General features: G+C 70.8%; 11 protein-coding genes. 9 read left to right on the top strand and 2 right to left on the bottom strand.

The annotated features are described in order from the left end of the window. Window positions 1–144: 144 nt before the first annotated feature. From QM582_RS18400 to QM582_RS18380, 5 genes are all read left to right on the top strand, one after another. Window positions 145–1,185: a LacI family DNA-binding transcriptional regulator gene (locus tag QM582_RS18400; protein WP_415086871.1), complete on the top strand. Its 1,041-nt coding sequence runs from the start codon at window positions 145–147 to the stop codon at window positions 1,183–1,185. A gap of 133 nt (window positions 1,186–1,318) precedes the next feature. Continuing rightward, window positions 1,319–2,605: an ABC transporter substrate-binding protein gene (locus QM582_RS18395; protein ID WP_415086869.1), complete on the top strand. Its 1,287-nt coding sequence runs from the start codon at window positions 1,319–1,321 to the stop codon at window positions 2,603–2,605. Between the two features lie 39 nt (window positions 2,606–2,644). Continuing rightward, on the top strand, window positions 2,645–3,526 hold the full coding sequence (locus tag QM582_RS18390; protein ID WP_415086867.1) for a carbohydrate ABC transporter permease: 882 nt from the start codon (window positions 2,645–2,647) through the stop codon (window positions 3,524–3,526). Window position 3,527: 1 nt separating this feature from the next. Then, complete coding sequence (locus tag QM582_RS18385) at window positions 3,528–4,463, top strand: carbohydrate ABC transporter permease (protein ID WP_415086865.1); 936 nt, start codon at window positions 3,528–3,530, stop codon at window positions 4,461–4,463. Between the two features lie 10 nt (window positions 4,464–4,473). Next, window positions 4,474–7,821 carry a glycoside hydrolase domain-containing protein gene (locus tag QM582_RS18380; protein WP_415086863.1) on the top strand — a complete coding sequence of 1,116 codons (3,348 nt, stop codon included), beginning with the start codon at window positions 4,474–4,476 and terminating at the stop codon, window positions 7,819–7,821. 87 nt (window positions 7,822–7,908) lie between these two features. Here the strand turns inward: QM582_RS18380 and QM582_RS18375 are convergent, their stop codons facing one another. After that, on the bottom strand, window positions 7,909–8,829 hold the full coding sequence (locus tag QM582_RS18375) for an ROK family protein (RefSeq protein WP_415086861.1): 921 nt from the start codon (window positions 8,827–8,829) through the stop codon (window positions 7,909–7,911). 43 nt (window positions 8,830–8,872) lie between these two features. Between QM582_RS18375 and manA the strand changes: the two genes are divergently transcribed. The 3 genes from manA to QM582_RS18360 all read left to right on the top strand — a co-directional run bounded on the left by manA (window position 8,873) and on the right by QM582_RS18360 (window position 11,579). Next, window positions 8,873–10,078, top strand: a complete 1,206-nt coding sequence (manA, locus tag QM582_RS18370; protein ID WP_415086859.1) for a mannose-6-phosphate isomerase, class I — start codon at window positions 8,873–8,875, stop codon at window positions 10,076–10,078. 36 nt (window positions 10,079–10,114) lie between these two features. Further along, complete coding sequence (locus QM582_RS18365) at window positions 10,115–10,975, top strand: EamA family transporter (RefSeq protein ID WP_415086857.1); 861 nt, start codon at window positions 10,115–10,117, stop codon at window positions 10,973–10,975. An 82-nt stretch (window positions 10,976–11,057) separates the two neighbouring features. Next, complete coding sequence (locus tag QM582_RS18360) at window positions 11,058–11,579, top strand: VOC family protein (RefSeq protein WP_415086855.1); 522 nt, start codon at window positions 11,058–11,060, stop codon at window positions 11,577–11,579. 11 nt (window positions 11,580–11,590) lie between these two features. On the opposite strand, the gene QM582_RS18355 is transcribed toward QM582_RS18360, so the two are convergent. After that, on the bottom strand, window positions 11,591–12,517 hold the full coding sequence (locus tag QM582_RS18355) for a mechanosensitive ion channel family protein (protein WP_415086854.1): 927 nt from the start codon (window positions 12,515–12,517) through the stop codon (window positions 11,591–11,593). Between QM582_RS18355 and QM582_RS18350 the strand changes: the two genes are divergently transcribed. After that, window positions 12,516–13,253 (top strand): SDR family NAD(P)-dependent oxidoreductase, encoded by a 738-nt coding sequence (locus QM582_RS18350; protein ID WP_415086853.1) that lies wholly within the window; start codon window positions 12,516–12,518, stop codon window positions 13,251–13,253. The genes QM582_RS18355 and QM582_RS18350 overlap by 2 nt on opposite strands. The last annotated feature ends 116 nt before the right edge of the window (window positions 13,254–13,369 follow it).

The raw sequence follows: 13,369 nt of genomic DNA, 5'->3' as shown, positions 1-13,369 counted from the left end.
GTCCGGGCCGGTCGCGAGCGCCGCGGACCGGGCCGGACGCCCGGGCCGCGGCGAGGCGCCTTTCCGTGGTGAGACCCGCGGCGGGGGATACCTTCACCGCTGCGTTAAAGTGGGCCGACACCAGCGTGATCGGGAGGCGGAGCAATGGCGGGTAGGAATACCGGTTCTCCGCGTTCGGGGCGCGTTACGATTTCCGACATCGCCCGGGAAGCCGGAGTAACCAGCGGCGCCGTTTCACTGGCGATCAATGGCAAACCCGGAGTTTCCGACATCACCCGGGCCCGCATCCTGAAGATCGCCGACGAGATGCGCTGGCGGCCCAATCACGCGGCCAAGACGCTGCGCGGCAAGAGCCCGCGTTCGATAGGCCTGGTGCTCACCCGCCCCGAAGAGGTGGTCGGTGAAGAGGTGTTCTTCACCAAATTCCTCGCCGGTGTGGGCTCGGTGCTGAGCCAGCGCGGCTATTCGCTGCAACTCCAGCTGGCCACCGACCTGGCGTCCGAGACCGCGATCCACGCCGAGTGGATCGCCGACGGACGGGTGGACGGCATCCTGGTGCTCGATCCCCGCCTGGACGACCCCCGGGTGACGCACCTGCTGGAACTGGGCCATCCGGCGGTGATCGTCGGCGGCGACGTCGACGGCGAGGCCCTGGTCAGCGTCCGCACCGACGACACCGCGTTCATGCGCACCGTGCTCGACCATTTGATCTCGCTCGGCCATGAGCGGATCGGCTACATCACCGGCGACCAGAGTTTCGCCCATATCCGCCGCCGCATCGACGCTTTCACCGATTTCACCCTGGCCGCCGGAATCTGGGGCATCACCCTGCCCGGCGATTTCGTCCCGCAACGCGCCAAGGACGCCACCCGCAAGCTGATGTCGTCGCCCAAGGGGCCGACCGCGCTGATCTTCGACAGCGAGGTGATGGCGATCGCCGGAATGGCGACGCTGACCGAAATGGGCCTGGTCGTGCCGCGCGACGTTTCGGTGCTTTCCTGGGAGGACTCGGCCACCTGCCAGGTGTTGCACCCGACGATGACCGCGCTGAACCGGGACGCCGCGGCGCTGGGCCGGCAGGCCGCCACCGGCATGCTGCAGCTGCTCGACCACGAGCCGGTCTCCGAACCCGAGGTGGCCGCCGCGGTGATGCCGCGGGAGTCCACCGCGACGCCGGCCGGCTGAGTCGCGTCCGTTCGATCCCTGGGCTCTCCGGGCCCGATCGGTGGGCCGTCCCTTGCGGTTACTCAATCGATGCAGTAGCTTCCACGCAACCATGCGCCGTCGCTTGGCGGCCTGCACAAATTGAGGAGGCATGATGAGACGCTTCACCGGACTCGTCACCCTGGTGGCATCGGCCGCACTCGCCCTGTCCGCCTGCACGGGAGGTACGGGTGCCGCTCCGGCACCCACCCAGTCCAGCAGCGGCGGCGCGCTTTCCGGCACCGTGAAGTTCCAGAGCTGGTCGCTGAAGAACGAGACCTTCAGCCCGTACTTCGAGAAGCTCATCGCTGATTTCGAGAAGGAGACCGGCGTCAAGGTCGAGTGGCTCGACCAGCCCGGCGACGGCTACCAGGACAAGGTGCTCAGCCAGGCCAACTCCGACACCCTGCCCGACGTGGTGAACCTGCCGCCGGACATCGCCTTCCCGCTGGTGCAGGCCAACAAGCTGCTCGACCTGAACGCCGCCGACCCGTCGCTGGCCAGCACCTACGTGCCCGGCGCCTGGGAGGCCTACTCCTACCCGGGCATCACCGGCACCTTCGGGATGCCCTGGTACCTGGGCACCGACCTGAGCTGGTGGAACGGCACCGAGCTGAAGAAGTACGGCGTCGACACCGACAACCTGCCCACCACCAACGAGCAGCTGATCGAGCTGGCCAAGAAGGTCGGCGCGGCGTCCAACGGCAAGATGCCGGTGCTGTCCTCGATGCCCACCCTCGACCTGTTCTCGTCCAGCGGCATCCCGGTGATGGACGACAAGGGCGACTTCGTCTTCAACACCCCGCAGGCCGCGGCCATCGTCGATCAGTTCCGGGACGCCTACAAGGCCGGCGGCGTGCCGGAGGAGGCGCTGACCGGCGACTTCGGCGGCAATGCGGACGGCTTCAAGGCCGGCAAGGTGGCCTACACCACGGCGACCTCGACCTTCGCCGGCGATCTGGAGAAGAACGCGCCCACCATTCGCAAGGGCGTCATCGCCACCCCGCGCATCGGCCTCGCGCCGCTGTTCGTGCAGGGCGTCTCGGTGGCGGCCAACACCAAGAACAAGGACGCCGCGATCGCCTTCGCGAAGTACCTGACCAACACCGCCAACCAGGTGGCCTTCTGCAAGATCGCGGTGGGCTTCATGCCCGGCACCGTCGAGGGCGCCGCCGACACCAAGTCGCTCAGCGCCGGCATCAAGGACGAACTGCAGCTGAAGGCCATCGGGATCGTGGTGGAGTCCATGAAGACCGCGAAGGTGCTCACCCCGGTGCAGTGGACCGGTGCCATGAAGACCTACATGGATCAGCAGCTCGCCCTGGCCCTGAAGGGGCAGGCCGGCTCCCAGGAGGTCCTCGACAAGATCGTCGCCTACGCCAACAAGAACAAGATCAGCTGATCGCGCCCACCGAGCGATCCCGGGAAGGAAGGAGGAGGCATGAGGTCACACAAGTGGTTCACGCCGTGGCTGCTGGTCGCCCCAGGTGTGCTGTGGGTGCTGGTGTTCGGCATCTGGCCGTTCGTCAACACGGTCGTGCTGAGCTTCACCAATGCGCGCCCGTTGCGGGCCGGCCAGTTCGTCGGCATGCAGAACTACGAGCGGATGTTCTCCGACGAGCAGTTCGGCTACGCACTGCTGACCAGCTTCATCTACATGATCGTCTGCATTCCGTTGCTGACGATCCTGCCGTTGCTGCTGGCTCTGCTGGTGGAGAAGACGATCCCCTGGATCACCTTCTTCCGCACCACCTTCTACTTCCCGGTGATCGCGTCGGTGGTCGTGGTGGCCCTGATCTGGACCTGGATGTTCGACAGCAAGGGCCTGATCAACGGGGCGCTGGAGGCGTTCGGCCTGGTCGACAAGCCGATCGCGTTCCTGGTCGACCGGTGGTGGCTGCTGATCTGCGCCATTCTGCTGACGGTCTGGAAGGGCCTCGGCTACTACATGGTGGTCTACCTGGCCGCCCTGGGTAACTCCAACAAGGAGCTGCACGAGGCGGCCGCGCTGGACGGTGCCGGCACCTTCCAGCGGTTCCTGACCGTGACGGTGCCCGCCGTCCGGGGTGCGATGGTGCTGATCATGGCGCTGGTCGCGGTCTCCGCGCTGCGCGTCTTCACCGAGCTGCACGTGCTGTCCAACGGCACCGGCGGCCCGGGTGGTCAGGACATGTCGATCGTCATGCTGATCAAGATGATCGGCTCCGGCCTCAACGGCAACGTGGGGTACGCGTCCGCACTGAGCGTGGCGCTGTTCCTGATCACCGCGTTCCCGCTGCTGGCCATCGCCTGGATGAACCGCGAGGACAAGGGAAAGGCCTGAGATGAGTGCTCCGATCCAAGAAGCCCCGCAGAACATCGAGGTCGCCAAGCGGCGCGACAAGCCGAAGAAGTACAAGGAGCCGGCCTACCGGAAGAAGGGCTCGAGCGATTTCCTCAAGCCCACGCTCGGCGGGCTGATCTTCCGTTACGTGCTGCTGGCGTTCATGACGGTGATCGTGGTCGGCCCGCTGGTGTTCCAGCTGTCCACCTCGTTCAAGGGCATGCAGGACGACATCTACACCTTCCCGCCCAACCTGATCCCCACCGATCCGACCATCCAGAACTACATCCGGGTCACCGACTTCATCCCGGTGTACCTGTACGCCTGGCATTCGCTGCTGGTGGCCATCGGCACGGTCATCACCAATGCCGCGTTCGCCACCTTCGGCGGTTACGCGCTGGGCTGCATGGAGTTCAAGGGCAAGAAGATCGTGATGGGCATCCTGATGTCGACGATGCTGCTGCCCGGTGAGGTCACCATCACCAGCCAGTTCCTGACCATCAAGGCCCTCGGCCTGGCCGACTCCCTGTGGGGCGTCTTCCTGCCGGGTGCGGTCGGGGCGATGAACGTGCTGCTGATCACCACCGCCTGCCGGGCCATTCCCCGGGACATGCTGGCCGCGGCCACCATCGACGGGGCCACCACCTGGCAGCGCATTCAGCACATGGTCTGGCCGAACATCAAGGGCATGGTCAGCGTGGTGGCGATCTTCTCGTTCATCGGCGCCTGGGACGACTTCCTCTGGCCGCTGATCGTGCTGACCGACCCGATGAAGTACACCCTGACGGTGGGCATGGCCTACCTGAGTGGCAACTTCGCCGATCCGCGCCTGGTGGCGGCCGGCACGATGATCGCGTTGATCCCGATCGTGATCCTCTTCTCGGTGATGCAGAAGCACTTCTTCGCCGGTGTCGAGGAGGGCGCGGTCAAGGGGTGATACTCATCCGATGAACGCGACCGTCGTGCCCGATCCGGGCCCGCTGGATCCACCGTCGTCTCGCCCCCGAGCAGGAGTGCTCGGGGGCGAGACGCTGTGCTTCTCGTACCGTCCTGCCGACGGTGTGGCCGTGGTCCGAGTGGATCCGGTCATTCCCGTCATCCCGGCGGAGGCCGGGGTCTCCCCGCTCTCCCCGGCCGCAGCAGCCACGATCGGCCCGCACACCGAACTGCACTGGGCGTTCTACGCCGACGACGAGGCGGCGCTGCGACCGCCGTGGGCGTCCCTGGCGGTGTGCCCGGACGTGGTCTTCGATGACGGATCGCGGCTCAGCGACGGCGTCCCCGGACGCGGCCCGGCGATCGACCGGTACGGCTTCGTGGTCGCCCCGGACGCCCAGTTCGCGGCCGGTTGGAGCATGCCGCAGCAGTGGAACGCCGACGCGGTGTCGCTGGCGCCCTGGGCCGGACGCCGCGTCCAGGCGATCGAGATCGTGCTCGGCGACGAATCGCTGACCGCCGGCGCCGAGCCGGAGGACATCGTCCGGGGCTGGGTGGAGGTGCTCCTGGTCGAGCGCCCCGAGCCGGAGCCGGAGTCGCCGGCCGAGCGGGTGGACACCCGGCGCGGCAGCCATGCCGGGTTTCGCTTCTCCCGTGGCAACACCATTCCGGCGGTGGCGCGGCCGCACGGTTTCGTCTTCCTCACCCCGGCCACCTCCGCCGCCGACACCCGCTGGCCGTACCGCTGGGGCGTCCACGACGAACCGGCCGGACGCCGGCTGGAGGCGATCCAGACCTCGCACCAGCCGAGTCCGTGGATCGGCGACCACGGGGTGCTGCAGTTCGTCCCCGGCGTCGGCGGGCCGGCGGATTCGCCGGTGCGGGGCGGCCACATCGTGCCCGGAAGCGAGATCGCCCAACCGCACCGGTACGCCGCCGAGCTGGCGGAGGGCATCGCCGTGGAGGCCACCGCGGCCCGGTCGGTGGCGGTGGTCCGGCTGCGCGGCGCCGGCGGCGTCCGGCTGGTGCTGGATCAGCCCGACGGTCACGGCTCGCTGCGGTTGACCCGGCTCGCCGACGGCCGGGCGCGGCTGGAGGGCTGGACCGGGGAGCGGCCGCACACCGCCTGGGGCAATGCGCCGCGGATGTACCTGTACGGCGAGACCGCCGGTGCGGTGACGCCGGCCGATTCCGGACGCCCGGACGGCCTGGGTTCCGGCCTGTCCGCCCCCGGCGAGGTGGAGGTGCGGGTCGCGACGTCCTTCCTCTCGGTCGAACAGGCCCGCCGCACGTTCGGGCTGGAGGCGTCCTGGGAGCGGGACTTCGAGACGCTGGTCGCCGACGCCCGGGTTCTCTGGGGCGCCGTCTGCGGCGCGGTCGAGGCGACGCCGCGCCCCGACGACCGGTACGCGCTGGCCGACCGGGAACTGCGGGCGACGCTGGCGCACGCCCTGTACCGGCTGCAGCTGTACCCGAACGCGGCCGCTGAGAACGCCGGCACCGCGGCGACGCCGCAGTGGCGTTTCGCGGACGTCTTCGCCCCGTCCGGTCCGCACGGCGACGCGGTGACCGGGGCACCGGTCACCGCCGGGGAGCTGGTGGTCAACAACGGCTACTGGGACAGCTACCGGACCACCTGGCCGCTGCTCGCGCTGCTGGACGCGGACGCCACCGGCGCCCTGCTGGACGGGCAGCTGGAGCAGGTCCGCCGCGGCGGCTGGACGGCCCGATGGAGCGGACCCGGCTACGTCGACTGCATGGTCGGCACCTCCAGCGACCAGATCTACGCCCAGGCGTCCCGGCTCGGGGTTCCCGGCTTCGACCGGGCGCTGGCCTACGAGTCGGGCTGGCGCAACGCCTGCGAGCCCAGCCCGGACTCCCGCACCGGACGCGCCGGCACCGCGAGCTCCCGGTTCACCGGCTTCGTGCCGCGGGAGATCCACGCCGGGCTGTCCTGGACCATCGAGGCGGCGATCAGCGACGCCGCGCTGGCCCGGTTCGCGGACCTGCTCGCCGATGATCCGGTGGAGGAGACGGACGCGGCCCGGTACCGGGCGCACGCCCGCTACTTCGCGAACCGGTCGCTGAGCTACCGGCAGCTGTTCGATCCGGCCACCGGCTTCTTCCGTGGCCGTTCCGCCGCTGGTCGAGCTTGTCGAGACCTCGGTGTCGGCGAGTGTGGGCAACCGCCGGCGGGGCAGGGCGATCCGGGTGCACCTGACCGCTTCGACCCGGCGATCTGGGGCGGCGACTACGTCGAGACCAATGCCTGGGGCATGTCGGCGTCCGCGGTGCACGACGGCGCCGGGCTGGCCGCGCTGTTCGGCGGGCCCGAGCAGCTGCGCCGGCACCTGGACCGGCTGTTCGCCGAGCCGGAGACGATCGCCGCGCCGTATCACCCCGATCAGGTGATCCACGAGCAGCTGGAGGCCCGGGCGCAGCGCTCCGGCATGTGCGCGCTGTCGAACCAGCCGGCGCATCACCTGCCGTTCATGTACCTGCACACCGACCAGCCGTGGCGGGCGGCGCCGCTGGCGCGGGCGCTGGCCGGCCGGCTGTTCACCGGCGGCCAGATCGGGCAGGGCTTCCCCGGGGACGAGGACAACGGTGAGATGAGCGGCTGGTGGCTGTGGGCGCTGCTCGGCCTCTACCCGCTCGATCCGGGCTCGGCCGAGCTGGTGGTCGGCGTCCCGCTGGTGGACGAGGTGACGCTGCGGCGCGACCGCGGGGAGCTCCGGGTGCGGGTTCGCCCTGAGTCCGCCGGCGGCGAGTACCTGGCCGCTGCCCGGTGGAACGGACAGGAGTTGGCGCGCCCGGTGCTGACCGCGTCCGAGCTGGCCGAGCCGGGGTTGCTGGAGATCGACCTAGTCGACGAGCCGCCGGTGGACGCCCCGCTCTGGCGGACGCCGGCGACGGCCGTCGCACCCTGGCGTCCGGACCTGTGCCGCGGTGGGAACGCGATCGCGAGCCCGGGGGTCGACGGCCGGGTCGTCGTCGATGACGGGGCCGACCCCGACGGCTGCTGCCCGCTGGCGTCCGGGGACTGGGTCGGCCAGGACTTCGGCACCCCGCACCAGGTCACCGACCTGACCGTGACAACGCTGGACGCCGCCGCCGGCGACTGGTTCACCGTCGAGCACAGCGACAACGGGCTGAGTTGGCGTGAGGCGTCCACCACTCACCGGGAGCCGCTCCCGGCCAACCGGACCACCCCGTTCCAGCTGGCCATCCCGACCTCGGCCCGATACTGGCGGCTCCGGGCGGTCACCCCGGTTCGGCTGCGGCAGCTCGAGCTCTTCGACTGGACGCTGGTCGACGAGGTGGTGGATCGCATCGGCGTCACCCTGGTCACCGAGTAGGCACATCGCCTGCCTTAGGACACATCGCCTGTGTTCCTACGCAGGCGATGTGTGTTTACGCAGGCGATGTCATTCGCCGTCCGGTGCCTAGACCAGCAGGTCGGAGCGATGCACCAGGGCGGCGGCGCCGATCAGCGGGGCGTCCCCGGCCAGGGCGGCACGCTCCACCCGGACGCGGCGGGCGAACGCGTTGACCGCCCGGGAATCGATGGCCGCCCGGATGTGGTCGACGTAGTCGTCGGCGACCAGCGAGAACCCGCCGCCGACCACGGCCAGCTCCAGGTCGAGCAGGGTGGCGGCGTTCACCACGCCGGTGCCCACCGCGGTCGCCGACCGCACCACCGCGGCCACCGCGATCGGGTCGCCGGCGGCGTAGCCGGCCGCCAGTTCCTCGCCGTCGGAACCCGTCCAACCCTGGGAGCGGGCCCAGGTCACCGTGTGCGGTCCGGACGCCAGTTCCTCCACCGTCGCGGCGGCCGCGGAGCCCTCCACCCGGTCGACGATGACCTGGCCGAGGTGACCGGCGTTGCCGGAGGCGCCGGCGATCACCCGGCCGTCGGAGATGATGCCGCCGCCGACACCGGTGGAGACCACGAAGACCAGGGCGTTGCGGACGCCCTGCGCCACCCCGAGCCACAGCTCGGCCAGCGCGATGCAGGTGCCGTCCAGCCGGAGCCGGACGTCGTCCAGACCGGTCGCGGAGCGCACCACGTCCACCACCGGGAAGTCGCGCAGCCCGCGCAGGTTGATCGGCGAGGTGGTGCCGGCCGACAGGTTCAGCGGGCCGGCCGAGCCGATGCCCGCGGCGGTCACGTCCGCCCACTGGGGAGACTCCAGTGCGGGCCGCAGCGCCGCCGCTATGCTGGCCGCCGCAGCGTCCGGATCGGAGGCTCCGATGTCACCCATCGGTGCCCGGCCGCGGGTGCCCGCCAGGATGTCCCCGGAGGCGTCCACCAGGGCCGCCTCGACCTTGGTTCCGCCGAGATCGATCGCCAGTGCAGTCGTCATGGCGGCACGTTAGCCTAAATCGATTGAGGAGAATAGGACTTCGTTGTTCATCGAGCTGACCAACACCCCCCGCGACTACGCCTGGGGATCGTTCGACGGCATCGCCGCATTCACCGGACGCCCGGCCAGCGGCGCACCGGAGGCCGAGCTGTGGTTCGGCACCCATCCCGGTTCGCCGAGCCGGACGCCGCGCACCTTCCCGCCCACCGAGCCCGGACACGCCACGCTGCGCGACTGGGTGGCCGCCGAACCGGAACGGCTGGTGGGCGATCCGGACGCCGCCGAGCTGCCGATCCTGCTCAAGGTGCTGGCCGCCCGGACGCCGTTGTCGCTGCAGGTGCACCCCAGCCCGGAGCAGGCCCGGGAGGGCTTCGCCGACGAGGAGGCCCGCGGCATCGCCCCGGACGCGTTCGGCCGCAGCTACAAGGACCCGCATCCGAAGCCGGAGATCATCGTCGCGGTCAGCGAGCGGTTCGAGGCGCTCTGCGGGTTCCGTCCGGCTGCCGAGGTGGCGGCCTTCGCCGACGACCTGGCCGGGCTGGCGCGGCAGGCGCCGGCGCCGGCACCGCTGCTGCGGCTGCTCGGGACGCCGACCGACGTCCGGCCGATCGTCAACTGGCTGCTCTCCGACGACCCGGAGGTGGCTGGCTGCGTGGCCGCGGTGACCGCCCTTGCCCAGAGTGAGGCAGCGTCCCGGACGCCGAGCGCGGCCACCTTCGGCACCATCGCCGAACTGGCGGCGCACTACCCTGGCGACCCCGGCGTGGTGATCGCGGCGCTGATGAACCGGGTGTCGCTGCGCCCCGGCGAGTGCCTGTTCGCGCCGGCCGGTGTCCTGCACGCCTACCTGAGCGGGGTCGGCATCGAACTGATGGTGGCCAGCGACAACGTGTTGCGCGGCGGACTGACCCCGAAGCACATCGACACCGGCGAACTGCTCCGGGTGCTGTCCTTCGACCAAGGCGAGCCGGCCCTGCTGGCGCCGCGGCGTCCGTCCGAGTCGGTGGCGGTGTATGCGCCGCCGGCCGAGTTCACCCTCACCGTGGCCGAGGTGGACACCGAGCCGCTGGCGCTGGGCGGCGGCCCCGCCATCCTGCTGGTCGAGCGCGGCACGGTCACCCTGACCGGTGCGGACGCCGAAGCCACCCTGGACCGCGGTGCGGCGGTGTTCGTGCCGGCGTCCGAGCACCAGGTCAGCGTCACCGGCTCCGGACGGGTCTGGCTGGCGGCGACCGGGCAGGCCGACTGACGGCCGGCGCACCGGCGGGTGTGCGATAGTCCGGTGGTGCGCAACGCCCTGACCCGCGTCGACCCCGTCTGGCTGGTGTTGATCGGCATCGGCTCGGTGCAACTGGGGGCGGCGTTCGCCAAGGACCTGTTCGCGCTCAGCTCGCCGACCGCGACCGCCTGGCTGCGGCTGTGCATGGCCAGCCTGATCTTCCTCACCTTCGCCCGGCCCCGGCTGCGCGGACGGCGTCCGAAGGAGTGGCTGATCGTGGCCGGCTACGGGCTGGCGCTGGCCGGGATGAACTGGGCGATCTACGCCAGCTTCGCGCGGATCCCGATCGGGGTGGCGGTGACGGTGGAGTTCCTCGGGCCGCTCGCGGTCGCGGTGGCCGGCTCACGGCGTCCGCGGGACCTGCTCTGGGTGGGCCTGGCCGGTCTCGGCGTCGCACTGCTCGGGCTGCAGCCGGTGGACGCCGACTGGATCGGGCTGGGCCTGGCGCTGCTGGCCGGCGCGCTGTGGGCCGGCTACATCGTGCTGGCCGGGCCGACCGGACGTCACTTCGAGGGCGTCTCCGGGGTGACCGTGGCCAGCCTGATCGGCGCGGTCCTGCTCGCCGGCCCGGCGCTGGCCTTCGGGGACCCGGTGTTCAGCCCGCACGTGCTGGGCGTGGTGCTGGCGGTCGGGCTGCTCTCGTCGGTGATCCCGTACGGGCTGGAGATGGTGGCGCTGCGCCGGATGCGTCCCGGCCTGTTCGGCATCCTGATGAGCCTGGAACCCGCCGCCGCGGCCCTGTTCGCCCTGCTGCTGCTGGGCGAGGGGCTGAGCCTGCCGGAGTGGATCGCGATGGGTTGCGTGATCGTCGCCAGCGTCGGCGCGGCCCGGTCGCGGACGGCGTCCGAACCCCCGCTGCGGGACTAGGGCTGGCGCCGCCCCACGAGCCGGCCGCTACCCTCGGCGTGCGGATCGTCGGGATCCGCGTCCGGAACGAAGGGAAGCCTCGATGACGAAGCCCACCGCGTTCATCCACCACGCGGCGTTCGTGGTCTCCGATCTGGCGAAGACCCGCGAGTTCTACGTCGACGTGCTGGGCTTCGAGGAGATCCACCGGCCCACCGACTTCGTCTTCCACGGCGCCTACTTCCGGCTCGGTGAGGCCGAGATCCACGTCGTGCAGGAGAAGACGCCCGGCCGGTTGCGGGACAACGCGCCGAACTGGGACGCCGACGAGCTGCGGACCGGGCTGGTCCATCACGTCGCGATCATGGTGGACGACTGGCGTCCGCTGCTGGCGGCGGTGCAGGCCAGGGGAGGGGATCGGGTCGGCGGCTTCCGGGTCCGCGACGACTTCGTCGAGCAGGTCTACCTCGCCGATCCCGACGGCAACATCGTCGAACTGCTGCAACAGCACGACGAAGCAGCCGGACGCCGCCGCCGGCAGCAGATCTACGACGAGGGCATCGCCGTCCCGGTCGCTCCCGGGCACCCGCTGATCGATCCGCGGGAGAAGTACGGCGAGCCGTAGCACTCCGACCGCTACAGCGCCGGCGGCGGGGGCAGCGTCCGGGGCCCCCTGACGCCGGCGTCCTTGAGGGCCTGCAGCCCGCGATCGAGGATGGCGCGCTGGATGCCACCCTGCTCGTTGGGCCGGGTCTTGGCGGTGACGCGGATGGTCATCCGGCCGGCCTCCACCGCCTGGATGCCCACCACCTGCGGGTCGTCGATCAGCACCTTGGCGAACTCCGGATCGTCGCGTATCCCGGCTACCACCGCGTCCAGGATCTCGATCACCCGGGCGGAGCTCTCGGTGCTGTCCACCGGAAGATCGACGGTGGCGGTCGACCAGCCCTGGGACTGGTTGCCGACCCGGGCGATCTCGCCGTTGCGGATGTACCAGATCTGGCCGTTGCCGTCGCGCAGCCGGGTGACCCGCAGCCCGACGTCCTCGACGGTGCCGGTCGCCTCGCCCAGGTCGACCAGATCACCGACGCCGTACTGGTCCTCGATGATCATGAAGATGCCGGCCAGGTAGTCGCGGACCAGGCTCTGGGCGCCGATGCCGAGCGCCACGCCGCCGACGCCCGCGGACGCCAGCACCGGGGTCAGCGGGACGTTCAGGGCGGCCAGGACGGTGAGCACGGTGAGCACCGAGATCACCACATTGGTCAGGCTGCGCAGCAGCGAGCCCATGGTGGCGGCGCGGGCGGCGTACCGGGCCAGGTGCAGCGGCTCGTTCTGGCCCTGTTCGCGGCGCCGCCGGGTGGCCCGGTCGACGGCCAGGTCGGACGCCCGGCGGATCGCCCGCACCAGCAACCACCGTCCGACCAGGGCGATCACCAGGATGGCCAGGATGATCAGCGGCGTCTCCGGCCAGTTCCACTCGAGCGTGTACGGCACCATGGCGTCCATTGTTCCGGGGGACGCCGCCGCCACCAAAGCGCCGGCCGGTAGCGTGCTGGTCATGTCCTTCACCCGCACCGCCCTGGTCACCGGTGCCTCCCGCGGCCTGGGCGCCGTGATCGCCCGCCGGCTGGCCGCCGACGGGTGGGCGGTGGCGGTCAACTACGTCTCGGGTGCCGAGCGGGCCGAACGCGTGGTCGACGAGATCCGCGCCGCCGGCGGTGTGGCGTCCGGCTACGCCGCCGACGTCACCGACGAGGACGCGGTGACCGAGCTGGTTGCCCGGGTCGGCGCCGAGCTGGGCCCGGTGCTCGCCGTGGTGGCCAACGCCACCGGACCGCAGCCGGAGGCGTTCGTCGAGCAGCTGACCTGGCCGGCCTACCTCGACCAACTGCGCTTCTTCGTGAAGAGCCCGACCCTGCTCACCCAGGCGGCGCTGCCGGCGATGAAGCGGCACCGGTTCGGCCGCGTCGTGCTGATCGGCTCCGACATGGTGGACCGGGCCAAGCCCGGCTCGTCCGCCTACGCCGCGGCCAAGGCCGCCGAGGCCGAACTGGTGAAGATCTGGGCCCGCGAACTCGGCCCGCACGGCGTCACCGTCAACCTCGTCGCTCCCGGCTGGATCCCGGTGGAGCGGCACGTCGGCGCCGACACCGCGGCCTACCTCGCCGAGGTGCCGCTGGGCCGGATGGGCACCCCGGACGACGTCGCCGCCCTGGTCGGCTACCTGGCTTCGGACGCCGCCGGCTTCGTCACCGCGCAGCGGATCAGCGTCAACGGCGGCCACACGATCGGCTGAACCATCGGGGACGGTTCTCGAGGTTCGAATCTCGACCATCGGGGACGGTTCTCACGGTGCGAATTTCGACCAGGGAGAACCGTCCCCGCGGTGCGAGTTTCGACCAGGGAGAACCG

It is taken from the genome of Micropruina sp., assembly GCF_047607385.1.
Classification (GTDB): Bacteria; Actinomycetota; Actinomycetes; order Propionibacteriales; family Propionibacteriaceae; genus Micropruina.
Note: the sequence above shows the minus strand (reverse complement) of the source record. Positions and strands in the feature narration are given on the sequence as shown.

Coding starts and splice junctions, on each gene's coding strand:
- QM582_RS18400 (WP_415086871.1), top strand. CDS start 145: ATGGCGGGTAGGAATACCGGTTCTCCGCGTTCGGGGCGCGTTACGATT.
- QM582_RS18395 (WP_415086869.1), top strand. CDS start 1,319: ATGAGACGCTTCACCGGACTCGTCACCCTGGTGGCATCGGCCGCACTC.
- QM582_RS18390 (WP_415086867.1), top strand. CDS start 2,645: ATGAGGTCACACAAGTGGTTCACGCCGTGGCTGCTGGTCGCCCCAGGT.
- QM582_RS18385 (WP_415086865.1), top strand. CDS start 3,528: ATGAGTGCTCCGATCCAAGAAGCCCCGCAGAACATCGAGGTCGCCAAG.
- QM582_RS18380 (WP_415086863.1), top strand. CDS start 4,474: ATGAACGCGACCGTCGTGCCCGATCCGGGCCCGCTGGATCCACCGTCG.
- QM582_RS18375 (WP_415086861.1), bottom strand. CDS start 8,829: ATGACGACTGCACTGGCGATCGATCTCGGCGGAACCAAGGTCGAGGCG.
- QM582_RS18360 (WP_415086855.1), top strand. CDS start 11,058: ATGACGAAGCCCACCGCGTTCATCCACCACGCGGCGTTCGTGGTCTCC.
- QM582_RS18350 (WP_415086853.1), top strand. CDS start 12,516: ATGTCCTTCACCCGCACCGCCCTGGTCACCGGTGCCTCCCGCGGCCTG.
- QM582_RS18355 (WP_415086854.1), bottom strand. CDS start 12,517: ATGACCAGCACGCTACCGGCCGGCGCTTTGGTGGCGGCGGCGTCCCCC.